Origin of the sequence: Galbitalea soli (genome assembly GCF_010686725.1) — a bacterium.
GTDB classification, from domain to species: domain Bacteria; phylum Actinomycetota; class Actinomycetes; order Actinomycetales; family Microbacteriaceae; genus Galbitalea; species Galbitalea soli.
In genome coordinates, this window is sequence record NZ_JAAGWZ010000002.1 from 216577 (window position 1) to 243430 (window position 26854).

Annotated in this window: 25 protein-coding genes; 13 read left to right on the plus strand and 12 right to left on the minus strand. The window is 68.5% G+C overall.

The genetic code is table 11. The annotated features are described in order from the left end of the window. Window positions 1–65: 65 nt before the first annotated feature. From G3T37_RS07100 to G3T37_RS07110, 3 genes are all read right to left on the minus strand, one after another. Window positions 66–905, minus strand: a complete 840-nt coding sequence (locus G3T37_RS07100; protein WP_163472809.1) for a carbohydrate ABC transporter permease — start codon at window positions 903–905, stop codon at window positions 66–68. Further along, window positions 905–1759: a carbohydrate ABC transporter permease gene (locus tag G3T37_RS07105; RefSeq protein WP_241732316.1), complete on the minus strand. Its 855-nt coding sequence runs from the start codon at window positions 1757–1759 to the stop codon at window positions 905–907. Before G3T37_RS07105 ends, G3T37_RS07100 begins: the two co-directional genes overlap by 1 nt. A gap of 104 nt (window positions 1760–1863) precedes the next feature. Then, a complete protein-coding gene (locus G3T37_RS07110; protein WP_241732275.1) occupies window positions 1864–3177 on the minus strand; it encodes an extracellular solute-binding protein in 1314 nt (437 codons plus the stop codon). A 288-nt stretch (window positions 3178–3465) separates the two neighbouring features. Here G3T37_RS07110 and G3T37_RS14825 point away from each other — a divergent pair, with 288 nt between their 5' ends. From G3T37_RS14825 to G3T37_RS07130, 4 genes are all read left to right on the plus strand, one after another. Then, window positions 3466–3657, plus strand: a complete 192-nt coding sequence (locus G3T37_RS14825; RefSeq protein ID WP_163472811.1) for a hypothetical protein — start codon at window positions 3466–3468, stop codon at window positions 3655–3657. Window positions 3658–3701: 44 nt separating this feature from the next. Next, on the plus strand, window positions 3702–4904 hold the full coding sequence (locus G3T37_RS07120) for a NosD domain-containing protein (protein ID WP_163472812.1): 1203 nt from the start codon (window positions 3702–3704) through the stop codon (window positions 4902–4904). Then, window positions 4901–7276: a ricin-type beta-trefoil lectin domain protein gene (locus tag G3T37_RS07125; RefSeq protein WP_163472813.1), complete on the plus strand. Its 2376-nt coding sequence runs from the start codon at window positions 4901–4903 to the stop codon at window positions 7274–7276. Before G3T37_RS07120 ends, G3T37_RS07125 begins: the two co-directional genes overlap by 4 nt. 225 nt (window positions 7277–7501) lie before the next feature. Further along, window positions 7502–7873, plus strand: a complete 372-nt coding sequence (locus tag G3T37_RS07130; protein WP_163472814.1) for a VOC family protein — start codon at window positions 7502–7504, stop codon at window positions 7871–7873. Window positions 7874–7933: 60 nt separating this feature from the next. Here the strand turns inward: G3T37_RS07130 and G3T37_RS07135 are convergent, their stop codons facing one another. Together G3T37_RS07135 and G3T37_RS15275 are read right to left on the minus strand one after the other, a co-directional pair. After that, window positions 7934–8845, minus strand: a complete 912-nt coding sequence (locus G3T37_RS07135; protein WP_163472815.1) for an NADP-dependent oxidoreductase — start codon at window positions 8843–8845, stop codon at window positions 7934–7936. A gap of 191 nt (window positions 8846–9036) precedes the next feature. Continuing rightward, window positions 9037–9585, minus strand: a complete 549-nt coding sequence (locus G3T37_RS15275; protein WP_163472816.1) for a TetR/AcrR family transcriptional regulator — start codon at window positions 9583–9585, stop codon at window positions 9037–9039. 60 nt (window positions 9586–9645) lie between these two features. On the opposite strand from G3T37_RS15275, the gene G3T37_RS07145 reads away from it, so the two are divergent. Continuing rightward, complete coding sequence (locus G3T37_RS07145; RefSeq protein ID WP_163472817.1) at window positions 9646–10068, plus strand: hypothetical protein; 423 nt, start codon at window positions 9646–9648, stop codon at window positions 10066–10068. A gap of 42 nt (window positions 10069–10110) precedes the next feature. Here the strand turns inward: G3T37_RS07145 and G3T37_RS07150 are convergent, their stop codons facing one another. Continuing rightward, window positions 10111–11082: a diacylglycerol/lipid kinase family protein gene (locus G3T37_RS07150; protein WP_163472818.1), complete on the minus strand. Its 972-nt coding sequence runs from the start codon at window positions 11080–11082 to the stop codon at window positions 10111–10113. Window positions 11083–11319: 237 nt separating this feature from the next. On the opposite strand from G3T37_RS07150, the gene G3T37_RS07155 reads away from it, so the two are divergent. Genes G3T37_RS07155 through G3T37_RS07180 form a run of 6 tightly spaced genes read left to right on the plus strand, consistent with a single transcriptional unit; the run spans window position 11320 to window position 18546 of the window. After that, window positions 11320–12804 carry a GH32 C-terminal domain-containing protein gene (locus tag G3T37_RS07155; protein ID WP_163472819.1) on the plus strand — a complete coding sequence of 495 codons (1485 nt, stop codon included), beginning with the start codon at window positions 11320–11322 and terminating at the stop codon, window positions 12802–12804. Continuing rightward, complete coding sequence (locus G3T37_RS07160; RefSeq protein WP_163472820.1) at window positions 12801–14144, plus strand: ABC transporter substrate-binding protein; 1344 nt, start codon at window positions 12801–12803, stop codon at window positions 14142–14144. The genes G3T37_RS07155 and G3T37_RS07160 overlap by 4 nt, the downstream gene beginning before the upstream one ends. Window positions 14145–14189: 45 nt before the next feature. Then, window positions 14190–15071, plus strand: a complete 882-nt coding sequence (locus G3T37_RS07165; protein ID WP_163472821.1) for a carbohydrate ABC transporter permease — start codon at window positions 14190–14192, stop codon at window positions 15069–15071. Then, window positions 15071–15973 (plus strand): carbohydrate ABC transporter permease, encoded by a 903-nt coding sequence (locus G3T37_RS07170; protein WP_163472822.1) that lies wholly within the window; start codon window positions 15071–15073, stop codon window positions 15971–15973. The genes G3T37_RS07165 and G3T37_RS07170 overlap by 1 nt, the downstream gene beginning before the upstream one ends. Window positions 15974–16009: 36 nt before the next feature. Further along, window positions 16010–17101, plus strand: coding sequence for a LacI family DNA-binding transcriptional regulator (locus G3T37_RS07175; RefSeq protein WP_422110972.1), 1092 nt, complete (start codon window positions 16010–16012; stop codon window positions 17099–17101). After that, window positions 17098–18546 carry a glycoside hydrolase family 32 protein gene (locus G3T37_RS07180; RefSeq protein WP_163473673.1) on the plus strand — a complete coding sequence of 483 codons (1449 nt, stop codon included), beginning with the start codon at window positions 17098–17100 and terminating at the stop codon, window positions 18544–18546. The genes G3T37_RS07175 and G3T37_RS07180 overlap by 4 nt, the downstream gene beginning before the upstream one ends. Window positions 18547–18564: 18 nt before the next feature. Here the strand turns inward: G3T37_RS07180 and G3T37_RS07185 are convergent, their stop codons facing one another. From G3T37_RS07185 to G3T37_RS07195, 3 genes are all read right to left on the minus strand, one after another. After that, a complete protein-coding gene (locus tag G3T37_RS07185) occupies window positions 18565–21054 on the minus strand; it encodes a glycoside hydrolase family 32 protein (RefSeq protein WP_241732276.1) in 2490 nt (829 codons plus the stop codon). An 81-nt stretch (window positions 21055–21135) separates the two neighbouring features. Further along, the gene (locus G3T37_RS07190; protein WP_163472823.1) at window positions 21136–22140 is read right to left on the minus strand and encodes a LacI family DNA-binding transcriptional regulator; all 1005 of its coding nucleotides are present in this window, start codon (window positions 22138–22140) and stop codon (window positions 21136–21138) included. A 30-nt stretch (window positions 22141–22170) separates the two neighbouring features. Beyond that, window positions 22171–22566, minus strand: coding sequence for a DUF2255 family protein (locus tag G3T37_RS07195; RefSeq protein ID WP_163472824.1), 396 nt, complete (start codon window positions 22564–22566; stop codon window positions 22171–22173). 142 nt (window positions 22567–22708) lie between these two features. Between G3T37_RS07195 and ppk2 the strand changes: the two genes are divergently transcribed. Continuing rightward, complete coding sequence (ppk2, locus tag G3T37_RS07200) at window positions 22709–23506, plus strand: polyphosphate kinase 2 (protein WP_163472825.1); 798 nt, start codon at window positions 22709–22711, stop codon at window positions 23504–23506. Window positions 23507–23588: 82 nt separating this feature from the next. Here ppk2 and G3T37_RS07205 read toward each other — a convergent pair whose 3' ends face one another. Both G3T37_RS07205 and G3T37_RS07210 read right to left on the minus strand, forming a co-directional pair. Then, window positions 23589–24803 carry an FtsX-like permease family protein gene (locus G3T37_RS07205; protein ID WP_163472826.1) on the minus strand — a complete coding sequence of 405 codons (1215 nt, stop codon included), beginning with the start codon at window positions 24801–24803 and terminating at the stop codon, window positions 23589–23591. Between the two features lie 5 nt (window positions 24804–24808). Beyond that, entirely contained in the window at window positions 24809–25462 is a 654-nt protein-coding gene (locus G3T37_RS07210; RefSeq protein ID WP_163472827.1) for an ABC transporter ATP-binding protein, read from the minus strand. A 121-nt stretch (window positions 25463–25583) separates the two neighbouring features. On the opposite strand from G3T37_RS07210, the gene G3T37_RS07215 reads away from it, so the two are divergent. Then, window positions 25584–26111 (plus strand): DNA alkylation repair protein, encoded by a 528-nt coding sequence (locus tag G3T37_RS07215; protein ID WP_163472828.1) that lies wholly within the window; start codon window positions 25584–25586, stop codon window positions 26109–26111. Here G3T37_RS07215 and G3T37_RS07220 read toward each other — a convergent pair. Beyond that, window positions 26075–26764, minus strand: coding sequence for an RraA family protein (locus G3T37_RS07220; protein WP_163472829.1), 690 nt, complete (start codon window positions 26762–26764; stop codon window positions 26075–26077). The genes G3T37_RS07215 and G3T37_RS07220 overlap by 37 nt on opposite strands. Window positions 26765–26854: the final 90 nt, after the last annotated feature.

Sequence of the window (26854 nt, forward strand, 5' to 3'; positions counted from 1 at the left end):
CCGCTCGCGGGGGTGTCGGGCGTTCATGGTGTCGGTTCGTCCCTTCGGGGAGTGTGCAGCGGGGGTCATCCCTTGACCGCTCCCAGGGTGAGCCCGGCAACGATGTGGCGCTGCAGCACGAGCGTGAGCAGGATGACCGGCACCGAGTACAACACCGCGAGCGAGGTCATCGGTCCCCACGCTAGGCCGAATTGACTCTGGTAGTTGGCGATTTCCAGCGGAGTGGTGACGGCGCGAACGGAGGTGAGCAGCAGAGCGAAGATGAAGTCGTTCCACGACGCCAGGAACGCGAAGATCGCGGTGACGGCGACGCCGCCGCGCGCCACCGGCAGCACGACGCGCCAGAGGGCACCCAGACGCGAGGTTCCATCCACGCGCGCCGCCTCCTCCAGCTCGTCGGGCACCGCGTCGAAGAAGCTCGCCATCAGCCAGATCGAGAGCGGCAGAGAGATCGTGGTTTGCGCGATCGCCAGCGCGAGTGAGGTGTCGGAGAGCCCGAGAGCGTGGAAGAAGCCGATCAGCGGAGCGCCCACCACGATGGCCGGCACCATGCGCATGACGAGCGCGGTCAGGATGAACACCCGCCCGAGCCGCGTCTTCCACCGTGTCACGGCATAGGCCGCGGGGATCGCCAGCGCGAGAGACAGCAGCGTGCTGATTACCGCCGTCTGGATGCTGTTCAGGATCGACACCGGGACGGCCGAATTCGTGAGCGTGCTCACGTAGTTCTCGATGGTCCAGGTGGTCGGGAAGAAGGTGGGGGGAATCGCGTTCGTCTCGAGGGGCGTCTTGAAGGAGGTGAAGAGCATGTAGGCGAATGGATACGCGTACAGCACGGTCATGAGGATCAGGACCAGCCAGAGGAGGGCGCGGGTCGACATCCGCTTGGTTTCGAGGCCATTCATCAGCGGTCACTCCCGGGTCGCCAGATTGCTGCTACGGCGACGATCGCGAGTGCGATCATCGCGACGAGGTAGATCGTGCCCATGGCGCTCGCGAGCCCGGGATTGCCGTCACTGATCTGGGTGTTGTAGACGAGCAGCGACATCGTCTCGGTCGAATTCTGCGGGCCGCCATTGGTTTGCACGACGATCACGTCGAAGGCCCGGGCCGCATCCACTCCGCGCACGATGAGCGCGACCGCGATGACCGGGCGCAGCAGGGGCAGGATGACCCGGAACAGGAGGGTGGGGTACCGGGCTCCGTCGATGCGCGCGGCCTCGATGATGTCGCCCGGAATGTTCTGCAGGCCCGCGAAGAGCACCAGCGCGATGAACGAGGTGGTGAGCCAGATATCGGGCAGCGAGACGGCCAGGAGCGCGATCTTGGGGTCGCTCAACCACTGGATCTGGGTCGGCGAGCCGATGATGTGAAGCTGGAACAGCAACTGGTTGACGATTCCGGTGTTGTCGATGAGGAGGAATCGCCAGAGGAGACCGGCGACGATCGGGGCGATCATGAGTGGGTACATGAAGATCGTGCGGAACACCCGCGACCGGCTGCCTAAGCCGCTGAACAGCAGGGCGACGAGGAGGCCCAGGGAGAATTCGAGGAACACGACGATCGCCGTGTAGGCGATCGTGCGCACGGCGGAGTTCGTGAACGCGGCCGAGCCGAACGCCGCGATGTAGTTGCCGAAGCCGACGAAGCGATGCGGGGCGTCGCTGATGGGGTTGTAGCGGTAGAAGCTGTTGGTGATGAATTGCGCGAGCGGCCAGGCGACGAAGACCGCCATGAATGCAGCGGCCGGCGCCATCATGAGTGCCGCGAATCGCGCATCGGTGAGGCGGAGCGAACGACGCCGGGGTGCGGAGGAGCCGGGGACGGCCGGCCCGAAGGCCGGCCGTCTGTTGGTGCGAATGCTCATTGAGCCACAATCGCGTCGACCTGCGCCGCGGCATCCTTGAGGATCGCCGCGTTGTCTGCGCCGGGCTGAAGAGACTTCTGGATCATCGGCACGAGAACGTTGTTGACGATGTTCTGCCAGTTCGCGTTCGCGGGGCGCGGGATCGTCGCCGGGGCGTTGAGCGTTGCGACGATGGCCGGGTACGACTCGTAGCCCTTCGTGTTCTCGAACTTCTTGAGAGCGGAGATGCGCGCCACGAGTCCGAGCGAGGTGGCCGCGCTCAGTTCGTTGTGGTCGTAGGCGAACTTGACGAAGGCCTCACCCGCTGCGGTGTGCGCACCCGCGCGCGGCACCGACAGGTAGAACGGACCCGGTACGCCCGCGACGCCCGCGGGACCACCGATCATCGGGGCGACCCCCGTCTTGCCGAAGACGGGAGAGTCGGTCGGAATCTGACGGTAGGCGTGTCCCCAGAACAACATCATCGCTGCCTTGCCCTGGTTGTAGAGGTTCTGCGCGGCATTCCAGTCCACGGCGGCCGCCCCGGGAGGGCCGTACTTCGCGAGGCTGTCGTAGTAGTTCAGAGCGGTCAAGGTCGTCGCGTCGTCGAGCGTCGACTTCTTGCCGTCGGCGGTGAGAACCATGTTCTTCTCGCCGGCCTGCGACAGCACCGCCAGGAACTGGGTCTCGACCGCGCCGGGCAGCGGGGCGCCGTACATGCCGTCCTTGGTGAAGAACGCCGCGGCATCCGTGTACTGCTGCCAGGTCGTGGGCGGCTTCAGGTCGTAGCCGTACTTCGCCTTGAACGCCGCCTGGTTGGCGGGGTCGTTGAAGAGGTCGGTGCGGTAGTAGAGGATCTCGGAGTTGGCGAACGCGGGAATGCCGACGTAGTTGTTCCCGACCTTCCCCTCCTGCAGGATCGCGGGGAAGCTGTCGGCCTTGACCGCCGGCGTCACGAGGTTGTTGAGCGGCTTGAGGCCGGCGGCGAACGCGGGCAGCCAGATCGCGTCGAGCGCGGCGGCGTCGAAGGAGATGTTTCCGGTGGACAGCTCGCTGTTGACGCGGTTATAGAGGCCGTTGTACGGGAGCTCCACGAAGGTGACGCTGATACCGGTCTGCTTCTTGTAGAGGTCGGCGATCGGCTGCAGCTCGAGGTGACCGCCACCCTCGACGAGGACGGTGAGCGACTTGACGTGGGCCGAGTCGGACGTGCTGGACGTGGCGCAGCCGGCCAGGACGAGGCCGGCGGCCGCGGCCACCGCCATCCCGACGAGGAGCCTCCCGCGGGAGGTGTGTGCGCGGTGGGGTACCGCGGATCTGGTGCGAAGCATCGTTACTCCGTTTTTTCATGCAGAGGAATCTGCGAATGTGATGGGGCCATCTTACGGTGACCAAACGTTTTGGCAAAACGTCTTGGCATGAAGATATGGCGGCCAAATCTCGCTGTCAAATGCCAAAAACTTTGGCACCAGGGGTGCCGCGGGTGGCAAAAATCTTTGGCACCTCGAGCAGTGCGAACACTGTTGACCCTGCTGTGAGTTGGCGCTACCGTGTCACGGCCAGAGGCGAGCCAAAACGGTTTCTCACCTCGCGCCCGTTCGTCGACCAAAGGAGATCGCGTGAACATTCCGGCACTCGTCATCAGCCGTCGCACCGTGCTCCAGGCCGTGATCGCGTCCACGATCATCGGCCGGTTGGGTGGCACTCCGACTCCGCCGCATCCGAATCCGCTCGCCGCGCCATCGGGTCCGCCCGCCGACTTGCCCGCGGCAGCCGCGGCTCATCGAAAGTTCCAGGTCGGCCTACTCTGACCGCGCATCCGCGTGGCCGCTCGTCATCACACAAGGAGGAAGCATTGAGCACCGTCTACGACGTCACCGCATGGACCATTCCCGGCAGCAGCGTCACCTGCTACGACGACATCGGCGCCGTCATCAACAGCATGATCGCCGACGTGAAGGCGCATCAGACCTCGCAGTCGGCGAAGCCGGGAGCGGTCATCTACATTCCGCCGGGCGACTATCCGCTCAAGACCCGGGTGACCGTGGATATCAGCTATCTGACGATCCGAGGATCCGGCCACGGCTTCACCTCGCTGAGCATCCGCTACAACACCTCGAACACCTCGGCCTGGTACGAGATCAATCCGGGCTCCAGCCACGTGACGGTTCAGAACACGGACGGCAATTCTGAAGCCTTCATCGTCACTCGCGGCGGCGACCCCCGGCTCAGCAGTGTGACCTTCGAGAACTTCTGTCTCGACGGGATGGCGTTCACACCGAACGAGAACTCCTACACCAACGGCAAAATCGGCATTCGCTTCGACAGCGCGAACGACTCCGCCCACATCCAGAACATGGGCTTCGTCTACCTCGAACACGCGCTCATCGTGAAGAACGCCGACGCGCTCCGCGTCACCGACAACTTCATCGCCGAGTGCGGCAACTGCATCAAGCTCACCGGCTCCGGGCAGGCGAGCACGATCTCCAACAACTCCATCGGAGCGGGGTACGTGGGCTACTCGATCTACGCCGAGTCCTTCTTCGGGCTCCTGGTGACCGGCAACAACGTGTTTCCCCGGGGAAAGTCGTCTGTCACGCTCGTGAACTGCACGCTGTCGAGCATCACGTCGAACCGGTTCCACGCCTTCTATCCCGGCGTCGTCAACCTGTCGGGGGTGTGCACCGAGAACCTCATCAGTGGCAACCACTTCTACAGGCAGCCCGAGACGTACGGGCCATTCGTCGGCAACAACAACGGCCTCGACGACCTCTTCGGACTGGTGCAGCTCAACGGCAGCAACAACGCGCTCATCGCCAACCACTTCTCATTCAACGTGCCGTCGGGCTCGATCACGCCGAGCGGGGCGACACCCACGCTCGTTCTCGTCAAGTCCGGCGACGGAAACTATCTGGCGTCGAACCACTTCGTGGCGAACGTGGCGGTGCACACCGTCGTGCTGGACGCGAGCACGACGAACACGCACGTCATGGACAGCGGTACCTCGGCGCAGTTCCAGGCCTATTCGACGAGCTACGGGTTCCGGGCGACGCCGTGACGGCCGGTTCTCGCGCGGTGGCGCTGCGGCGTTCGGCGCTCGCCGTCGCCGCGATCGTGCTCGGCGGCATCCTGCTGCCCGCTCTGGCCGGCCAGTCGGCACGGGCGGGCACCGCGGCGGGCTACCCGGAATTCCCCTACGCCTCGACCACCTACAGCGAGCCGTTCCGCGGGCAGTTCCACTTCAGCCCGCCGAACGGGTGGATGAACGACATCAACGGTCCCGTCTACTACCGGGGCGTCTACCACCTGTTCTTCCAGAGCAATCCGCACTCGCTCGGTGCCAACAACGACATCCACTGGGGGCACGCGACGAGCACCGACCTGGTGCACTGGACCCAGCAGCCCATCGCGCTCGAACCCGGTGTTCACGCACCCGGCGGACCGCAGAGCCTGCTGTGGTCGGGATCGGCGTGGGTCGACACGGCCAATGTCACGGGACTGCGCAGCGGATCGGATGACCCCATCCTGCTCTTCACGGGAACGGACGGCGTCAGCATCGCGTACAGCGTCGATGGCGCGAGGACCTTCCACATGTACAACGGCGGCGCTCAGGTGGTCTCCACGGGAACCACGCAGAGTCGCGACCCGAAGGTGCAGTGGGATCCCGTCGGCAACCGCTGGGTGATGGTGCTCTACGACTTCACCGGCTCCCAGGGAGCGAGCTTCTACACCTCGACGAACCTGCTGTCGTGGGTGAAGGTGGGTCACTACTCCGCGAGCTGGTTCGTGGAGTGCCCTGATCTCTACGAATTACCAGTCGATGGCAACACGGCGAACGAGCGCTGGGTGCTGCAGGATGCGGGCGGTCACTACCTCGTCGGGCACCTGGACGCGTCGAGCATGTTCGTTCCCGATTCGACGACTCCTCTCACCATGGAATCCGGCGCGACCAACTACGGCGGCACCTGGTACGCCTCCCAGACCTTCAACCAACTGCCCTCGGCGCGGGTCGTCCAGGTGGGGTGGCAGGGTGGCAACCACGGGGCGACATGGACGGGCAATGCCTCGTTCCCCGCGCAACTCGGGCTGAGCACCTACTCCGATGGCATCCGGCTGACGCGGAACCCCGTGGCGGAGATCGCGAGCCTTCGGGCCAGCACACAATCGTGGTCGTCGCGGTCCATCACGACGAGTCCGGCGTCGGATCCGTTCACGGCGACGACGGGTGACAGCTACGAGATCCAGAGCAGCTTCGCGACCGCGGGGGCCACGGCGACGTCCGTCTCGTTCTCACTGCATCGGCGATCAGACGGCTCCAGCGACGCGTCCGTCTCCTATGACCTGACCACGCAGCAGCTCGTCGTCGACAACGCGGCGGGGAGCGTGCACCCCACGTTCGCTGCAGCGATGCCGCCGATCAACGGTGCGGTGAGCATCCACATCTTGGTGGATCGCGGCCAACTCGAGGTGTACGGCAACGACGGCAGAACCGTGATCAGCGACAACGTCGATTTCAACTCCGGTGCGACCAGTCAGGGGATCGCGCTGACGGCGACCGGTGGCTCGATCACGGCGAGCAGTCTGTCGTTCTCGCCGCTGCGCTCCGCGTGGCTCGCCTCGCCCGAGGGGGTCTCGCCGGGCGGTGCCATCGTCGCCGCTCTGTCACAGCTGTCCCGATCTCAGCCCACCGATCCCGAGACGATGAAGTGCGTCGACAACGACGGCCCCACCGGCAACGTTCAGATCTGGGATTGCACCGGCGGCTCGAACCAGTCCTGGCTCCTCCAGGCCGACGGGTCGCTCGTCGTGAACGGCGTGTGCATGCAGCTCCCCGCCGGCCAGACGGCCAACCACACCCTCGTGCAGACGGCACCGTGCTCGGGTGCGGCCAACCAGCAGTGGGCCCGCGGCAACTTCGGTGCCATCGTCAACGTGCTCTCCGGGCGCTGTCTCGACGTGGATTACAGCAACTACACGAACGGGCAGCGGCTGCAGGTCTACGACTGCGTCGGGTCGCCCAATCAGGCGTGGGTCGGCCCCACCCGTGCTCTGCCGCCGTCCGGTGCGATCGTGTGGGACGCCCTGTCGAAGTGCCTGGACCGCGATGTGGCGTCGGGACGGGCGCAGATCTGGGACTGCCTCGGAAACGGCAACCAGACCTGGACGATGAACACCGACGGGACGATCACGACGGCGGGAGTCTGCCTGGAGGTTCCGCCCGGGCAGACCGCCAACCACACACTCGTCGATGTCGCGAGCTGCACGGGTTCGACGAACCAGCAGTGGACTCGCGTCGCCAATCAGGGGCTGCAGAACGTCGCCGCGGGGCGCTGCATCGATCTGAATTACGGCGACACGACCAACGGGCGGCAGCTTCAGCTGTACGACTGCGTGGGTGGTGCGAACCAGTATTGGATCGCACCCGCGTAGTGCATCCGGCTGTCCATGGGCGGCGCACCAGCCGCCCATGGACAGCCGTCGTCGCCCGGCGTATCGTGGGGCGCGATTAGGCACATTCACCGCCCCACGGGCAGGTTTCCCCAGCCCGCGCGACGAGGAGTCCCGGTATCCGCGACGCCGTCGAGCGCTCGAGACGCGGGTCTCCCACCTCCACATATCGCACACAACTCGATCTCATGAAGACGAGGCACTCCCATGCTGAAGCAAATCCACACGGTGCTGCCGGCGGCCGACCTGGCCCGTGCGCGCACCTACTACCACGACAAGTTGGGGCTCGATCCCGCCATGGAGGAACCGGGCAACCTCATGTACGACCTCGGGAACGGAACCGGATTCGAGGTCTACGAGACGGCGAACGCGGGCACCGCGAAGAACACGCAGATGGGGTGGATGACCGACGACCTCGAGGGCGAGATGTCGGTTCTCCGTTCCCACGGTGTGGTCTTCGAGGACTACGACGTGCCCGGTCTCAAGACCGTCGACGGTGTCGCCACCTCCGACGGGATGAAGGCGGCCTGGTTCCGTGACAGCGAGGGCAACTTCCTCTGCATCACGCAGCGGATGTGACGGCCGCGGTGGGGGGGGGGGCGGGGGCGCCCCCCCGCCCCCCCCCCCCCCACCGCCGTGTCACGGGATCGTGACGATGATCTTGCCGCGAAGATGCCCGCTCTGGGAGTGTTCGTGCGCGGCGCTCGCCGCATCCAGCGGGTAGCGGTGGGCGACGGGCATGCGGAACGACCCCCTCTCGAAGAGCTCCGCGGCGCGGGTGCGGCCCTCCGGTGCGCGGGGTTCGTCGGGCCCGGGGGAGAGGTGCACCCCCAGCTCCGCGGCGGCCATGTCGGCCACGGTCACCACGGTGTCGGCGGAGCCGGTCAGCGCCATCAGCTCGGGGAGCGCGCCGAAGCCCGCGGCGTCCAGAGCGACGTCGACACCTCCGGGCGCGAGCGCCGTCACGCGCTCGACGAGCCCCTCGCCGTAGGTGGTCGGAATCACGCCGATCGACGAGAGGTACTCGTGGTTGGCCTCGCTCGCCGTGCCGATGACGCTGAGCCCCTCGCTCACGGCGAACTGCGCCGCCGACAGACCGACGCCACCCGCGGCACCGTTGATGAGCAGGGTCTGGCCGGGCTTCGGGGAGGCGTAGTTGAGCATCCGTTGAGCGGTCTCGGTCGGCAGGGGGAGTCCCGCCGCCTCCTCGAAGCTCATCGCGGCGGGTTTCTTCACCCAGTCGGTGAGCACCGTGTACTCGGCGAGCGAGCCGCCCGGGGCGGTGCCGAACACCTCGTCGCCGACGGAGACGGTCGTGACGCCGTCGCCGACCTCGTCGACGACGCCCGACACGTCGGTGCCGACACCGGAGGGGAACCGGGTGGGGAAGTAGGCGGCGAGGTAGCCGGCGCGAATCTTCCAGTCGACCGGATTCACCCCCGCCGCACGGGTTGCGATGCGGATCTCGCCCGGGCCCGCGTGGGGCTCGTCGATCTCGACAAGGGTGAGCACGTCGGGACCACCGTACTCAGTGAACTGAACAGCCTTCATCATGAACTCCTCGGGTAGAGCACCAAAGGGGGAGCCGCCGCGCCTGTGGCGCGAGGCGCCTCCTGCGACCGGATCGGTCGTGTCGAGGCAAAACTAGACCCGGCGCGCGCGGTGCGTGCGAGAACTTTTCTCATGCGGCGTCGCGGAGTTGGGCAGCGCCCGACGGCGAAGGTCGTGGGCGCGACGCCCCCTCAGGAGAGGCAGGCGCGAACGCACCGGGCGACCGTCGGGCGGATCTCGCCCGCCGGGTCGACCGTCAGGCGATGGAAGAGGATGCCGTTGCCGCACGCGAGCAGCGCCCGGGCCGCCTCGTCCGGATGCGGTGCACCAGCACGCGTGAGCAGCGACGACATCCACTCCACCATCTGCCCGCGCTGCCGCAGGAACGGCGCGAGGAGTTCGCTGTCGTGAGCGGCCTCGAGCGACAGCGCGAGCCGCACGCGGGTGCGCGAGGCGTGGGGCCCGGATTCGGCGTCGATGAGAGCGCAGACGAGGTCGACGAGCTCGAGCTCGGTCAGCGGACCGGCCGGTGACGGGGCGGGCGCGTCGGAGCGTTCCGCGTCGGCGATGTGCTCGATGAGGCCGGCCAGGAGGGCGGCGCGAGTGCGGAACCAATTGGAGGTGGACCCCCGCGGGAGGCCCGCGCGCGCATCGACGCGAGCGTGCGTGAGCGCGCGGATGCCGTGCTCCGCGACCTCGTCCACGGCCGCCTGAAGTGCTCGTTCTCGTCTCGCCGTCACGTCCGGATCCTACACTACAGTCGTAGTGACAGGGCACTACGAATGTAGTAGCCTCCCTCCATGGTGATGGAATACGTGGTGCTCGCGACCTGGATCATCCAGGCGTCCGTGGGGGTGTCGCTCCTGGTGGGGTGGTGGAGGGGAGGCCGCTCGGGGGCGCCGACGGTGGTCATCCACGCGGCCATGGGCGTCGTCGGATTCCTGCTCTGGGTGGGCTTCCTGCTCAGCGCGGCCGTGCTGCCGGCGTGGCTCGCCCTCGTGGCGCTGACCATCGGCAACAGCGTGGGGGACGCGATGCTGCGTGGCCGATCCCGAGCCTGGCGACCCGACGCGAGCTTCTGGAGGAGCTACGGCGGCGCGATCGTCGACACGGTCACCGGGCGGATGCCGCCCCGGGTCACCTTTCACGCCCTGTTCGCGGGCGTCGTCTACTTCAGCTGTCTGGGCGTCTGCGTCGGCGCGACCGTCGCGGGTGCTGCGTGAAGTGCGGCGTGAGGCGCGGCGTGAGGTGCGGCGCCCGCCGGCTCAGTCCTCGTCGAGGGTTGCGACGGCGCCGAGGCTTGGGTGGCGCACGGCGGGGACGGGGAGGCGCATGAGCAGGGCATCCGGGTCGACACCGAATCGCCCGCTCGCGGTCTCGCCGATGGGGTCGCCGTCGAGCTCGGCGAGCACCGGCCGGTCGAGGGTGAACTCGAACTCCCTGCCCGACCACTGGCGGATCGACGCGATGCCGTTGCGGTTGCCGATGGCGACGTCGATGGCGACACCGACCCAGCCCGCGACGATGTTGGGGCGCAGCATGACCACGTCGAGCTGGCCGTCGTCGACCGTCGCGCCGGGCGCCACCTCGATGCCGCCGATCACCGAGCTGCAGTTGCAGGCCAGCACCATGAGGCAGTCGACGCTGTCCTCCGCCGCGCCGTCGACCTCGAGGGTCGCGCTGAATTTGCCCCCGAACAGGTTGGCGCCGCCCGCCACGGCGTAGGCCGCCCAGCCCACCTTCTTCTTGAGCTTGTCGTCGGTCTTGTCCATGATCGTCGCGTCGAAGCCCACGCCGCCCATCACGACGAAGGCGTGCTCCTGGCCGTCGTCGAAGGTCGCGAGCCCCACATCGATCGGGTGGTCCTGACCGCGGAAGGCGACCTGCAGAGCGTCGTCGAGTGAGTCGAGCGGGATTCCCAGGTTCCGGGCGAGCAGGTTTCCCGTGCCGCTGGGCAGAAGCCCGTAGGGGATGCCCGTCCCGCGCAGCACGCTCGCGACAGCCCGCACCGTTCCGTCGCCGCCCATCGCGCAGACCAGGTCGGGCTTCACCTGGAGCGCCTCGCGGGCCGCGGCGACGCCGCCGTCGTCGGGGTCGGACTCGAACCAGCGCGGCTCGTTCCAGCCCGAGGCCGCGGCGAACTCGGCGACCTGCGCCTTGGTCGCGTCGATGTCATCGAACTTGCTCGGGTTGACGATGATCGCGAGCGTGCGGGGGGATTCGGGTGCGGAGGTCATCTTCGAACACTAGGGCACGAGGGCGCTCGCCGCTGCCCCCGTTGCGGCGCGGATCGTGAGGACGAAGAGGCGCTGGCCCGCGATCATCCGCACCGACCGGGTAGCCCCTGGCGTGGCCCGCGTCACGGGGCGAGGCGCCCGCCGGAGAAAATGTGATTAAGCGCTTGACCAACGTCGCGACTTCGCGCTACTCTCCATCTTGATAAAACGCTTAATCAGAAATGGACATCACCGCCGATGCGACCTCCCGTCTTCTTCCAGCCCGTCACCGGATGGGTCGGCGACGTGATCCCGGTCGCGCATGACGGCGCCTTCTGGCTGTACTACCTGCACGAACTCCGCGCCGATCCGAAGCCCGGCACGCCCTGGAATCTCGTGACCACGACCCACGGCGTCGACTTCGACGACCGCGGCGTCGCCTTCCCGCACGGCGGCCCCGATGACCCCGACTTCAACGTGTACACCGGGAGCATCGTCCGGGGCCCGGACGGCATCCACCACCTCTTCTACACGGGCCAGAATCCTCGCCGCCTGGGCGCCGACGGCCAGCCCCTGCAGCTCGTGATGCACGCGACGAGCGACGATGGCATGGCGAGCTGGAGCCGCCACGGCGAGCACACCGTGGGTGCCCCGGAGGGCTTCGAGACGGCCGACTGGCGAGACCCCTTCGTCTTCCAGGATGACCGCACCGGCCTCTGGCGCATGCTCGTCGCCGCGCGGCACGACTCCGGCCCCGCCCGTCGCCGCGGTGTGATCGCGCAGCTGACCTCGCCGGATCTGGTGCACTGGACCCCGGTCGACCCCTTCTGGGACCCGCGCCGCTACGTGACCCACGAGTGCCCGGACGTCTTCCGTTGGGGCGACTGGTGGTACCTCGTCTACTCGGAGTTCACCGACTCCTTCACCACCCGGTACCGCATGGCGCGCACCCCGGACGGCCCCTGGCTGGTGCCCGAGCACGACTCGGTCGACGGTCGCGCCTTCTACGCGTCGAAGTCGGCCGAGCTCGGCGGTCGCCGCTTCTTCTTCGGCTGGATCGCGACGAAGGAGAGATCCCGCGATGACGGCGCGTGGCAGTGGGCCGGAACGATGTCGGTACTCGAGGCGCACCAGCGGGCCGACGGCACGCTCGGCTTCGGCTTCGCTCCCGAGCTCCTCGACAGCTTCACCGAGCGCCTGGATGTCGCCCTTCCGTCGCCGCTGCCGCTGGCACTCCGGGTGCCCGACGGCTATGCGAGCGCGGTCTCCACGACCGTGCTTCCCGCGCAATACCGTGCGCGTCTCGTCGTCGACATCGCAGGGGGCACCACCGAGTGCGGTCTGCTGCTGCGCGCGAGCGCCGACGGCGACGAGGGCTACGTGATCCGCCTGGAGCCCAGGCGCGGCCGGATGGTCTTCGATCGCTGGCCGCGTGCGGTCACGGGAGCCGCCCAGTGGCAGGTCTCCGGTGACGTTCCCTTCGTGATCGAGCTCGAGCGGCCCTGCGATCTCGGGCCGGGCGAGCACACCCTCGACGTGGTCGTCGATGACGATCTCTGCGTGGCCGTCCTCGATGGACAGGTCGCGCTGAGCACGCGCATCTACGACCGAACAGACGGGCGAATTGGCGTATTCGCCGGTGAGGGATCCGCGGTCATCCGCGACCTTCACGTCTTCCAACGCGCCGAAACCGCAACACCCTCACCACTATTGTCCCAATCAAAGGAGATGGAAGAACAATGAAGAAACCCATTCGCACGGCCGCGGTCGCGGCGGGCGTCGCGCTCGCCCTCGCGCTCGCCGGCTGCAGCGCGGGAGCATCGAGCTCGGGCTCGGGCAGCATCTCGCCGAGCGGCAAGATCGTGCCGCGGCAGATCTCCTGGCTGCTCTCCCGGCCGGCGGACGGCGGCGTCATCACCGTGATGAAGCAGATCGCGGCCGACTACGCCGCGAAGCACCCGGGCTTCTCGCTCAACCTCATCACCACGCCCGACCGCCCGTCGTACATCCAGAAGTACGAGACGCTCGCCGCGGCGAACAAGCTCCCCGAACTCTTCGACACCGACGCCACCCCCTTCGCCCAGAAGCTCGCGAAGCAGGGCCGGATGATCGACGTCGCGAAGCTCCTGAAGAGCTACGGTCTCTACAACGAGTACCGCCCTGCGGCCCTCAACTACCAGCGCTTCGACGACGGCTCGCTCTACATGGTGCCGTTCGAGTTCCAGGAGGAGTTCTTCTGGTACAACAAGGCGCTGTTCCAGAAGGCCGGCGTGAGCGTGCCCGCCACCCTGGACGACTTCCCTGCGATGTGCACCGCGCTGCGCAAGGCGGGCATCACGCCGATCGCGATCGACGGGCAGGATCAGTGGCCGCTCGAGCGGTACATCGCCTACCAGCCGTTCCGCGTCGCGGGGCCGAGCTACGTGCAGACGCTCAAGACCGGCAAGGCGAAGTTCAGCGACGCCCCCGGCCAGAAGGCGATCAACTGGCTCAGCCAGCTCGGCTCGGCCAAGTGCTTCGAGAACGGTTTCTCCTCGGTCGGCTACTCCGACGCGCAGGCGCTGTTCACCTCGGGCAAGGCGGCGGTCTACAACATCGGAACCTGGGAGCTCAGCAGCCTCGCGACCGACAAGCTGGACCCGTCGGTGCGGAACGACGTCGACTACTTCACGCTCCCGACCGACGCCAACTCGGCGACCGCGGCGAACGAGTTCGTGTCGCCGTCCGGAATCGGCATGGCGGTGAGCTCGAAGACCTTCGACCCGCTCGTGCGCGACTTCCTGAAGTTCGCCCTCACCCGGTACCCGGCGCTCATCGCGGCGACCGGCGCGCTGTCGCCGACCAGCAACGTGACGACCACGATTCCGGCTGGCGCGACCCCGCTCTACGCGAAGGCGGTGGCGCAGGCCGACAACCTCGGCACCAAGCTCGCCATGCCGTGGGACACGCAACTCGACCCGACCACGAACACGCGGCTCCAGCAGGAGCTCACGCTGCTCGTGCAGGGCAACACGACACCCGCTGAATTCACGAGCACGATGGACGACACGCTCGCCCAGAACGCTCCGAAGTTCTTCAACTGACACCCTGCGGTGGGGGGCTCCGGCCCCCCACCCGAAAGGCCCCTCATGCTTCCCAACCGATCACGGCTCTCGGTGCTCGTGTTCCTGGTGCCGCCGCTGCTGCTCTACGGGGTGGCGGTGCTGCTGCCGATCATCCAGTCGCTCGTGCTCAGCTTCTTCTCGTGGGACGGCATCAGCGCGATGCAGTTCGTCGGGGTGCAGAACTACGTGCACATGCTCACGGGCGACAGCGTGTTCTGGCACTCCTTCCTCAACGCGCTCGGCTACCTCGTGATCTGCCTGGTGCTGCAGCTCGGCGGGGCCCTCGTGGTCGCCAGCCTCCTCACCTCGTTCCGCCGGGGGCGCGAGGTCGTGAAGACGCTCTACCTGCTGCCCGCGGTGATCTCGACCGTCGCAATCGCCTTCCTCTTCCAGCGCATCTACTCGATCGACCCGGTCGGCCTCATCAACCAGATCCTCGCCTGGCTGGGGCTCGGGGGCCTCGAGCGGCCCTGGCTGTCTGACATCCACACCGTGCTCGCGGCGGTGTCGATCCCGGAGGGCTGGCGCTTCACCGGTCTCTACATGCTCATCATCTATGCGGCTCTGCTCGCGGTGCCCCAGGAACTGGAGGAGGCCGCGCGCCTCGACGGTGCCTCGCGCTGGCGCATCTTCACGCAGATCCGGTTCCCCTACATCCGCCCGGTGTGGACGACGACCACGATCGTCGCCGCCACCTACAGCCTTCGCGGCTTCGACATCCCCTACCTGCTGACCAACGGCGGCCCCGGGCAGTCGTCGGAGCTCCTCACCACCTACATGTACAAGACGGCCTTCACGAGCACCGACTACGGCTACGCGAGCACGATCTCGGTGTTCATCGTGGTCGAGTGCCTCGTCGCCGTCGGCCTCATCCTCCTCATGCTCAGAAGAAAGGCGGACGCCTGATGTCATCCACCGGCCTCGCCGCCCGATACCAGTCACGCACCCCCGCCTCGGGTCGCCCCCGCCGGCGTCGCCGTCGCCCCGACCTGGTTCAGCGCCTCTCGTCGATCCTCGTCGTCGCGATCGTCATCGTGCAGGTGTATCCTCTCGTCTGGCTGTTCCTCACGAGCGTGCGCACCGAGCACGACTTCACGACGGGCAACGCCTTCGCCCTGCCGTCGTCGATCACCTTCGGCAACTACGGTCGCGCCTTCCAGGTGGGCAACCTCGGCCTGAACATCGTCAACAGCCTCATCGTGACCATGGGGGCGAACATCCTCATCGTCCTGCTCGGGATGATGGCCGCCTACGCGCTGCAGGTGCTCGGCTTCCGGCTCAGCCGCGTCGTGCGCGGGCTGTTCCTCATCGGCATCATCGTGCCGGTGCAGATCGCGCTGGTGCCGCTCTTCATCGACTACTCCTCGGTCAACCTGCTCGACACCTACCCGTCGATGATCATCCCGCTGGCCGGCTTCGCGCTCCCGATGTCGGTGTACCTCTTCTCGTCGTTCTTCGAGTACATCCCGCGCGAGACCTACGAGGCCGCGTCGCTCGACGGGGCGGGACCGTATCGCATCTTCGGGCTCATCACCCTCCCGCTCTCGGTGAACACCGTCGTGACGGTGGTGCTCGTCAACAGCATCTTCATCTGGAACGACTTCATCTTCGCCAACACCTTCGTGCTCTCCGACGGTCTCAAGACGATCCCGCTCGGGTTGCAGAACTACATCGGGGCGATGGGCAAAGTCGACTGGACGGCCACCTTCGCGGCGGTCTGCGTGACCGTGACACCCCTGCTTCTCGTGTTCCTCGTGCTCAACAAGGCGATCATCTACGGCCTGGAGAGCGGTGCGACGAAGGGGTGACGAAGCGCGGTCGGTACACTACGGGCAGGAGGGACTGTGACGTCTGAAGAAGCCTCACCGGGCGGGACCGGCGGCTCGCCGCGACGGCGGTCGGCGGGGCGGGGCACGCAGCCCGTCACCATGCGCGACGTCGCCGACGCCGCCGGGGTCTCCACCGCGACCGTGTCGATGATCATCAACGACAAGAAGGGCGCGCGCATCGGTGCGGATGCCCGCCGCCGCGTTCGCGAGGCGATCGACGAACTCGGCTACCGCCCGAACGCGCTCGCGCAGACGCTCGTGCACGGCAGCTCGCGCTTCATCGGGCTGGTCGCCGACGCCATCGCCACGACCCCCTTCGCCGGACAGATCATCCACGGTGCGCAGGACGAGGCGTGGAAGCACGGCTTCGTGCTCCTCGTCGCCAACACGGAGGGCAACGAGGAGGCGGAGCGCGACGCGATCTCCATGATGCTCGAGCACAAGGTGCGCGGCATCCTCTACTCCACCTGGTTCCATCGCGCCGCCGAGGTGCCGGAGGCCCTTCGCGAAACCGACTTCGTGCTCGTCAACTGCTTCTCGAACGACGGCACCGGCCGCGCGATCGTGCCCGACGAGCGACAGGGCGGTCGCACGGCCACCGAGCTGCTGCTGCAGCAGGGGCACCGTCGCATCGCCTTCATCAACGCGACCACCCCGGCACCCGCGCGCACCGGCCGGCTCCTCGGCTACCGGGAGGCGCTCGCCGCCACCGGCATCGCCTTCGACCCTGCCCTCGTCTTCGAGGCCTACCCCGACCAGGAGGGCGGATACGGGGCCGCCGAACAACTGCTCGGCCTCGGTGTCACCGCCGTGTTCTGCTACAACGACCGACTCGCGATGGGGCTCTACGACGCGCTCCGCCAGCGCGGGCTCGCCATCCCCGAGGACATGGCCGTGGTCGGCTTCGACAACCAGGAGGTGATCGCCGCCCACCTTCGGCCACCGCTTTCCACCGTCGCCCTGCCGCACTACGAGCTCGGCGCCGCGGGAGTGCGGGTGCTGCTCGGCATCGATGCGGCGGCACCGGACGCGGTCATCCGGCTCGCCTGCCCCGCCACCCCTCGGGAGTCGGCGGGCGAGGGCCTCGCGGATCGGCGCGCGTCCTGACCGCCGCGACCGGTCGACCCGCGCTCCACTTCACCACCCGCCAGAACTGGATCAACGACCCCAACGGCCTGCTCTGGCTGGACGGCACCTGGCACCTGTTCTACCAGCACAACCCCTTCGGCGCGGCGTGGGGAAACATGAGCTGGGGCCACGCGACCTCCACCGACCTCCTGCACTGGACCGAGCATCCCGTCGCGATCGCCTGCACACCCGAGGAGTCGATCTTCTCCGGCTCGGCCGTGCTCGACCGCGCGAACAGCTCCGGCTTCGGCGAACCCGGCCGCCCCGCGATCGTCGCCGTCTACACGAGCGCCCTCGCCTCCGGCCGTCAGGCGCAGTCGCTCGCCTACAGCACCGACGGCGGGTACCACTGGACGAAATACGAGCAGAACCCGGTGCTCGACCGTGGCTCGACCGCGTTCCGCGACCCCAAGGTGTTCTGGTACACGGCCGACGACGGCACCGGCTACTGGGTGATGGTCGCGGTCGAGGCGGATGACCACCGCGTGGTCCTCTACCGCTCCGATACCCTCCGCGAGTGGCACTACCTCAGCGACGTCGGCCCGCTCGACTCGCCGGACGGCCTGTGGGAGTGCCCCGATCTCTTCCGCCTCCCGATCGACGGCGACCCGGCGAATCCCGGCTGGGTGCTCATCGTGAGCCGCGACCCGGGACGCACGGGCACCGGCAGCTACACCGCCTACCTCACGGGCGACTTCGACGGTGAGCGGTTCACCCCGCACCCCGGCGTCGGCCTGCGCCGGGTCGACCACGGCCGGGACTTCTATGCGGGGGTGACCTTTGACGGGGCCCCCGGGGGGCGACGCGTCATGCTCGCCTGGCTGAGCAACTGGAACTACGCGGAGGTGACACCGACCGATCCGTGGCGCGGGGCGATGAGCATCCCGCGGGAGCTCGCGCTTGTCACCGGCGACGGCGCACCCGAACTGACCCAGCGCCTGCCCGCCGAGATCGAGGGCTCCGATAGCTGGGCGAGTCCCGTGACGGTGGCCCCGTTCCTGCTCGAGGGGCGCCGACCCCTTGCGCTCGAGCTGCCGTCGATCGTCGATCTCGAGCTGGAGCCGCGCGGCGCGACCGCCATCGGCTGGGAGTGGACAGTCGGCGACACCCTCGTGGCCCGTGTCGAGTACGAACCGGCGTCGTCGCAGCTCACCCTGTCGCGGCCCGACCCGTCGCCGGGCGTGCACCCCACCTTCGCCTCCGTCGAGCGGTTGACCGTGCCCCTCACCGGCGGCCGACTCCGCCTGCGCCTGCTCCTCGACCACACCTCGATCGAGCTGTTCGCCGATGCCGGCCGCGTCACCTGGACCGACGTCGTCTTCCCGGGGGCGGAGAGCGGGGGCGCCGTGGTGTTCGCGCGCGGTGGTCAGGCGCTGGTCGCCGCGACGGTGCGACGCGGCGAACGGGGAGACCCGATCCTCTGATCGAGTCTCCCCGCCGGGCTACGCCGCGGGCGTGTCGTCGAACGTCACCTCGTCGAGGTCGACGTGACCCCACGATCCGGTGTTGTGGTCGATCACCTGGAGCTGAGCGGACTGACCGGCCAGATCGTCGACCTTCCAGGACCGCCAGCTGAGGTGCTCGCTGTCCTGTCCGGTCGCCGTCCTCACGACCTGACCGCCGACCACGAGATTGACGGTCGTCTGGTCATCCGGCTCGCCGGCGGTGGCGTTCGCCGCGTTCGTGAACAGCACCTGATCCACCATGATGTGCCCCCACGACCCGGTCGCGTGGTCGACGACCTGGAGCTGAGCGCGCGTGCCGATCAGGCTGTGCAGGTCCCAGTTCACGGCCGACATCGTCGAGGAGTTCGAGCCGGTGGCACTGCGGACCACCTGACCGTTCACGAGCAGGTTGACGGAGGCAGCACCCGAGGATCCCCACGGGTGATTTCCGCCCGCGATGAGGAAGTCGAGATAGTCCCTCGTGATCGTGAAAGCGGGAGACGTGATGGCGCCCGTGGCCGAGTCGCCTCCGCCCACATAGGTGTCGAGCACCTTCGAGCCCACCTGACCGGAGAGCGATTCGGTGCTGGGCCCCTGACCCGAGAAGCTTCCCGATGAGGTCCACCCGGAGCCCCACGTCGTTCCCTCGAAGTCAGCGAACACGTCCGACGAGCGCGGGTGGTGCCCTCCGCCCAGAAGGAAGTTGATGTAGGAGTGTCCGATCGTGAAGGCGGGGGAGGTGAGCGTTCCCGTCGCGGAATCGCCGCCCAGGTAGCTGTTCACGAGGCGCGTGCCGAGGTATCCGGTGACCGTCTGCTGTCCGGTCAGGGTGCCGGTCGCCGGTCCGCTGCCGAAGGCGCTGCCCGTCGTCGTCCACGACCCGTAGCTCGATCCCTCGAAGTCGGCGTAGGGCGTCGCGGGATGCGCCGCCGTCTGCACGTGGGCGAACTCGGTGATCGAGAGATTGCTGAAGGTGCCGCTTCCGCCGATCGTGTACAGCGAGATGCCCGTGTCGGACGAGGCGAAGAACGCCTGGTTGGAGAGGGTGATCCTGCCGTCGCCGACGAAGACCTCGACGCTTCCGTGGTCGACGAGAATGCGGAGGTGCACGGAGCTGGTGCCGGTCGGGAGGGGCGCCTGCGACTGCTGGAAGCTGCCGAAGGAGTAGGGCACCTGGTCCGAACCGCCACGATCGACGTAGAGGTTGCCGTTGTACACGCCGATGTTGGTCTTGCGGCTGGCGTTGCTGTTGGTCCCGACCGAGATGCCGATGTTGTTGGCCGTCGTCCACGCGAGGTCCGCGTCGAGTTCGTATGCCTGGCCGTGGTAGTCGAGTGCCTGGGTGCCGGAGAGCGTCACATCCGCGGGATGCACGGTCGTGGTCGCGTAGTTCGCGAGTTGCGGTGTCGGCTGTGACAGGAGGCTGTAGACGCCGCTGCCCTCGTTCTTGAGAGACAGCTTGCGCACGACCGACATCTGCCCGTTGTACCCGTCGCTCGCGTCCGTCGGCACCGTGTGCGGGGCGTAGTGCCAGTTGTTCATCCACCCGATCGCGTACCGGGAGGTGTCGGGGTTCGCGGCGTCGGGCCAGGACACCGCCGCGTACCAGTCCCATCCCCAGTCGAGCCACTGCGGGTCGGTCTGGTCGGGCGTGAAGGTGGTGCCGTCCCAGGTTCCGGTCCAGTAGGCGTAGGTGTCCGGCTTGCCGCTGTAGTCGCCCTGCATGCTGCCCGCCATGACCCAGTGCCACGTGCCGTCGTCGGCCTTCATCTGGAAGATGTCAGGGCACTCGAACCCGCCGATGTTCGGCGACGTGTAGCTGAAGTCCGAGCGATGCGTCCACGTCTTGAGGTCGGGTGAGGTGTAGAAGCTCAGCTTCTGCTGGCGTCCGATCACCGCGACCCAGTCGGAGTGGGCCGCGTCCCACACGATCTTCGGGTCGCGGAACCAGTCGGACGCGTCGGGATTCGCGATGACCGGGGGCCCGTACTGGGTGAAGGTCGCCCCTCCGTCGGTCGAGTACCAGAGGTACTGCGATTGCTGAAACGCGTCACCGTCGGTCGGCTGCGTCGCGAGCGCCACGATCGCTCCCGCTCCGAAGCCCGCGGTGTTGTTCGTGTCGACCACGGAGGAGCCGGTCCACACGGGAAAGGCCGTTGCGAGCGGCAGGGCGGTTCCCTGATCGTCGAACGCGACCGTGTCGGCGGTGGTCGCGTGCTCCCAGCCGCCCGGCCCGTTGTCCTGAGTGCTGTGCAGGTAATAGAACTGGTACTTCCCGCCCGCGTAGACCGGGCGCTGCGGGTCGCTCAGCCAGCCCGCGGGCGGTGTCAGGTGATAGACCGAGCGCATCGAGTCGGGGGTGGAGCTGCTCGTCGCGCGCGCCTGTGGCGCGATGCCGAGCACGACCGCCGTGGCCACCAGGGCGAGGAGCGCGACTGCGGCGCCTCCCGCTCTCACCGCGGACGGCGTCATTGCCGTTCGTTTCATGAATCCTCCATTGGATCATCCGTACTAACGCGCGTTAGTACCCGGCCAGTGTACGGATCGTCCTACCGCCGCGGCAAGGTCTCAGCGGCCGACGGACGCGCGTTCCACGAGTGGGCACGGCACGATGGTGACCGCCGGTGGTCCGAAGCTCGGAGCGCACAGCGCGTCGATCGCCGTCGCGCCCATCGTGTCGAACGGCAGGGCAACCGTGGTGAGCGCGGGTCGGAGGAACGCCGCGATGATCTCCTGGTTGTCGAAGCCCACGACGGAGACGTCACCCGGGATGCGCAGCCCGGCCTCCTTCACGGCGTCGTAGGCGCCCATCGCCATCCGGTCGTTGGCGCAGAACAGGGCCGTCGGCGGATCGACCTCGGCGAGCAGCTCCCGAGCGGCCTCGTAGCCTCCCTCCGCAGTCGCGTGGCCGACGCGAACCAAACGGGGGTTGAACGCGACTCCCGCCGTGGCGAGCGCACGGCGGTAGCCCGTCTCGCGGGGGATGGCCGCGCGCAGCCAGGGGTCGAGATTGATCATCCCGATACGGCGGTGACCGGCGCGAATCAGCGTCTCGGTCGCGAGAGCGCCGCCCGCCTCCTCGTCGGGAAGGATGGTCGTGAAATCGCCGGCGTCGCTCACACAGTGCACGAGCACGGTCGGCACCTCGCGGGCCGCCGCGGGGAGCGTCACCGATTCGTTCGCCTGCGTCGCGAAGATGATTCCCTCGACCCTGCGTTGCAGGAGCATCTCGAAGGCGGCTGCCACGCGGGTGGGATCCCCGTCCGTTCCCACGACGAGCAAGAACTTGTCGCGGGCCCAGGCCGCGTGCTGCGCCCCGCGGATGATCTCCCCGGCGAACGGCGTCGCGACGATATCGGTCACGATGCCGATCAGATCGGTGCGGGCCTTCGCGAGGGCTTGCGCGCCCGCGTGCGGTCGATATCCGAGCTCACGCGCCGCGGCGCGAACCCGGTCGCGGGTGGGCGCCGGGATCTGGATGTCCTCCCGGCCGTTCAGCACGAACGAGACCGTCGAGCGACTCACGCCCGTGGCGTGCGCGATGTCGTCCATCGACACCCGGCGCCTGACCATGCCCCATCTTCACACAGACCGCGGAGGAGGTCAGGTGCTCGCCGCGACCAGCCGCAGCGTCGTCTCGCGCGCCGCCGGCGCGACCATCGCGTCGACGTACTCGGCGCCGAAGCGCGCGTACTTCGAGGCGTAGACCGCGTCGATCGCCGCGTGCGCGGGGTCGTCGGTGGGGAGCGTCTCGAATCGGATCGGCCAGAGGCGGTCATCCACGCGGATGCTGCCCTCGCCCGCCGCCAGCAGATGCCGGTACCAGCCGGCGCCACTGCCCTTCCACGACCTCACGTAGAGCTCGTCTCCCACCCGGGTCACCCAGATCGGCACGAAGGGGCGGAGGGTGGCGTCCGCTCGCGGCGAGGTGATCTCGATCTCGGCGGAGTCGCCGATCCGATCGAGATCGTGGGCAATGAAGGTACCACCATTCGTCATGTCGACGACTTTACGAGGGGAGGGGTGGTTGCGGCAGCCCCTGCCGCATAGAGTCAGCCCAGAGGCCGACGTCTGGTTCGGTGCTCGCGAACAGAGAGCGGTTCCGATGTCTGGAGACAAACCCCCGAAGCGCCGTCACCGCTTGTCGAAGCGCGCGTACGAGAAGGAACTCGCTCGCCTTCAGGTGGAGCTCGTCACCATGCAGCGCTGGGTCAACGCGACGGGCGCGCGCGTGCTCGTCATCTTCGAGGGCCGGGATGCCGCGGGCAAGGGCGGCGCGATCAAGCGGGTCACGCAGTACCTCAATCCCCGCACCGCGCGCGTCGTCGCCCTGCCGCAGCCGAGCGAGCGCGAGAAGGGGGAGTGGTACTTCCAGCGGTACCTCCGGCACCTGCCGTCCTCCGGCGAGATCGTGCTCATGGACCGCTCCTGGTACAACCGGGCGGGCGTCGAGCGCGTGCTCGGCTACTGCACCGATGAGGAGTACGAGCGCTTCCTGCGTCAGGTGCCGGTGCTCGAGCGGATGCTCGTCGACGACGGCATCATCCTCATCAAGTACTGGTTCTCGGTCTCCGACAAGGAGCAGGAGCGGCGTTTCCGCTCACGGCTGAAGGACCCGATGCGCCGCTGGAAGCTCTCCGACACCGACCTCCTCTCCATCACGAAGTGGGAGGACTACTCCCGCGCGAAGGATGCGATGTTCGAGGTGACCGACACCGAGGAGGCGCCCTGGTTCACGGTCGAGAGCGAGGACAAGAAGGCGGCCCGTCTCAACACGATCCACCACCTGCTCTCCACGCTCGACTACGAACACCTGGAGCCCAAGCCGGTCACGATCCCGCCGCGCCCCGAGGCCGACGACTACGACCGCCCGCCGCGCGATCAGTTCCAATGCGTGCCCGACCACGCGGAGAAGATCGCGGCCCAGGCGAAGGGCTGACCCGGCGCGGTCACCCCCTCGGTGCCGGAGTGCCTCGGTTCCGGAGCGCCCCAGTGCCGCAGAGCCTCGGTGCCGGAGTGCCTCAGTGCCGGAGCGCCTCGGAGGCGGGGGTCCGACCGAGGCGAACGAGCGCGGGCAGGCTCGCGACCACGAAGGCGAGCATGGGCAGTGCCGCGACCGCCGCGAGGGCCAGCATGTCGCGGCTGGTCAGCTCCGGGGTGAGTCGCACGCCGAGCACCGTGCTGCCCATCGCGAAGATCCGCAGGGCGATGAGGGCGATCGCTCCGGCGGCGATGCCGATCGCGCCGGCCACGAGGCCGAGCGCGACGACGGGGAGCTCGAAGCCGACCACGATGTCGCTCGGGTGCCACCCCGCCGAGCGGAGGACCCCGGCTGATCCGCGCCGGCGGGCCAGCTCGGGGGCGATCGTGGTCCAGGCGATCCCCACGAGTACGAGCACGGCGATCAGAACCGCCAGGGGGGCGATGCCCTGCGGGCGACCCTTGGTGTCGGGGCTGTCCGCCCCCAGCAGTGCGGCGAAGCTGGCCGCGTTGAACCCGCGTGACTGGATCGCGCGCAGCGTCGTCGCCACGTTCGCCACGTCGTCCACGGTCACGTAGGCCTTGGGGAAGGCGTAGTCGCTCGTGATCCACGCAGCATTGCGCCCGAGGGTCTGCGCGACCAGGCTCGTCATGGCCGCGGGGGAGGCGTAGGCCACCCCCGTGCCACCGACCCCGCCCGCCCCGTCGTCGAAGATGCCGGTGACGGTCATGGGCAGATCGATCGTTCGGCGGGCTCCGCCCGCGTCGATCCGGGTGTACTCGATGCTGAGACTGCCGCCCGCGCGGATGTTCTGGTGCTGAGCGAACGTCGCGGGGAGGGCGACCTCGTCGGTGTCGGAGGGCTCTGAGCCGGCGACCAGCTTGGGCTGCACCGAGGGCACCCGTGTCATGAAGACGGTCTCCACCTCGGTTTGCGCGGAGTGGGTGCCGGAGGTGATGACGCGCACGGGCGTCCTCGCCCACGGAGTCACGGCGTCGACGTGCGGCAGGTCTGCGATCGATGCCAGCGATTGCGCGGTGAGCGGTGTGAGGCTGGAGCCGTGCCCGCCCGTCCCGATCGCGATGGTGCGCACGACCGCGCCCGGTGCGGTGTGGCGCGGCGCCGCGTTGCTGGCGCTGAGCGCCGGCAGCAGCGCGGCGAGGAGGGCGACGCACAGGGCCGACAGGGTGATCCCGGCGCGATGGCGTCGAAGCTGCGCCGGAAGCAGCCACCCCGCGAGTCGAAGCGCACTCATCGCGCTCACTCGCTGCCGGCGGCCGCGAGGGCGACGCTGCGGTGCGCGTAGTGCTCCACGCGGCGGTCGTGCGAGGCGACGACGACGCAGCGGCCCTCGTCGGCGAGCTCCCGCAGCACCGAGAAGATGGCCGCGGCATCCGTGTCGTCGAGTCCGGCGCTCGGTTCGTCGGCGAGAACGATCGCGGGGTCGCCGACGAGGGCGCGGGCGAGGGACGTTCTGGTCTGGTCGCCGTGGCGGAGGTCATCCACCCGCCCGTGCGCCGAGTGCGTGATGCCGACCCGCCGGAGCAGCCGGGTGGGTCGTGCCGCACGGCGCGGATCGCTCGAGAGGCGGAGGTTCTGCACCGCCGACAGCTCCGGGATGAGGTGGGAGGTCTGCGGCATGAGGCCCACGAGCTGCTGGCGGGCTAGGATGCGGCCGGCGCGGCGCTCGGTGTCGCGGCGCACCCCGCCGAGCCAGACCTCGCCGGAGTCGGGCTCGGTGACGAGAGCGGCGATGCCGAGGAGGGTGCTCTTGCCGCTGCCCGAGGGGCCGGTCAGCCAGACGAGCTCGCCCGCGTTGGCGCTGAAGGAGACGGTGGGCAGCGCGACACGATGGTGGTCAGTGCGGTAGCGCTTGGTGACGGCGCGCAGTTCGATCACGGGTTTCGAGTCCATCGCTGGGGTGAGGTGGGAACGCCGAAGGGGTGACGCCCCTCCCCGGCGCGACCACGGTATCCTCACTTTCCGCGGCCCTCAAGCGCCCATTACGGAGTTGTTTACGAGGCAGAATGGGGGCGTGACGGAGGCGGCCGAGTTCGTGGACGCGGCCCTCCGGTACGAGGGCTCCTGGGAGCGCGCGGAGAGCGACCGCGACCGTTTGCTCGCCGACGCCGACCCCGACGGGCCCGCCGCTCCGCTCGCTTTCTACGGATGCTCGGTCGGCGCGATCCGCGGAACCATCCGCGACCTCGGCCGACGCCACCCCGCGCTCACCCACGATGCGATCACGGCGCTCGCCTCCGAGCTGTGGGCGGTGCCGGTCTACGAGCGCCGCCTCGCCGCGGTGGTCCTGCTGCAGCGGCACGTGCGGAGCCTGGGTGTGTTCGACCTGACCCGCATCGAGGGCTTCGTGCGGGCATCCGGTCTGGCGGCGCTCGTCGATCCGCTCGCCGTCGACGTGGTCGCGCCCCTGCTGCACGGTCTCGACGAGAGCGAGCGGATGCGCGCCCGCACGGTGCTCGACCGCTGGGCCGTGAGCGACGACAGGTGGCTGCGTCGCGCGGCCGATCAGGTCTCGACGGCTCCGCCGCGCGCCCGCAGGTGATCGCGGAGCGAGTAGCCGGGCTGCTCGGCGCGGATGGCCAGGTAATCGGCGAAGCCCACCTGCTCGCGGAGTGAGCGGCCGCCGGTCATCCTCGTCGCCTGCGCCTGTTCGGTCTGCAGGATGGCGAGGGCGGTCTCGCTGACGCGTTCCCACGACTCGGCGGGAACGAAGACGACCCCGTCGTCGTCGGCGACGACGTGATCGCCCGGCCGCACCGTCGTGCCGGCGACAGTGGCCGACCGCATGGGAGGTGCCGCGGGCGGGGTGCGGATCGGCCCGCGGGGGAAGGAGCCGAGGCTGAACACCGGGAGTCCGATGTCGATGAGTTGCGCGGTGTCGCGGTGCAGGCCCCAGATGACGATGCCGGCGAGCCCGGCGAGTTTCGCCTCCAGGGTGATGAGGTCGCCGACGCAGGCCTCGTCGCCGCGGCCGCCGTTGTCGACGACGAGCACCGAGCCGGGCGCCGCGTCGGCGATCACCTCGAGGAAGACGTCGACGCTGCCCAGGTGGGTGACGGGCGCGGCCGGGCCGATCGCGATCGACCCGCGCGCCACCGAGCGCACGCCCGCCGGCACGCCGCTCGGCGGCAGCCCGAGCCTCACGACCGCGTCGATCACCGTTGCGGTGCTGAGCGTGGGGGCGGCGTCGGACACGGGATCTCCTCCGGGCGGCGGGCCGCCCATCCGGCGGGCGGCCACACGGTCACGCTAATTGACGCTGTGACCGCGCGCCAGCGGGGAGAC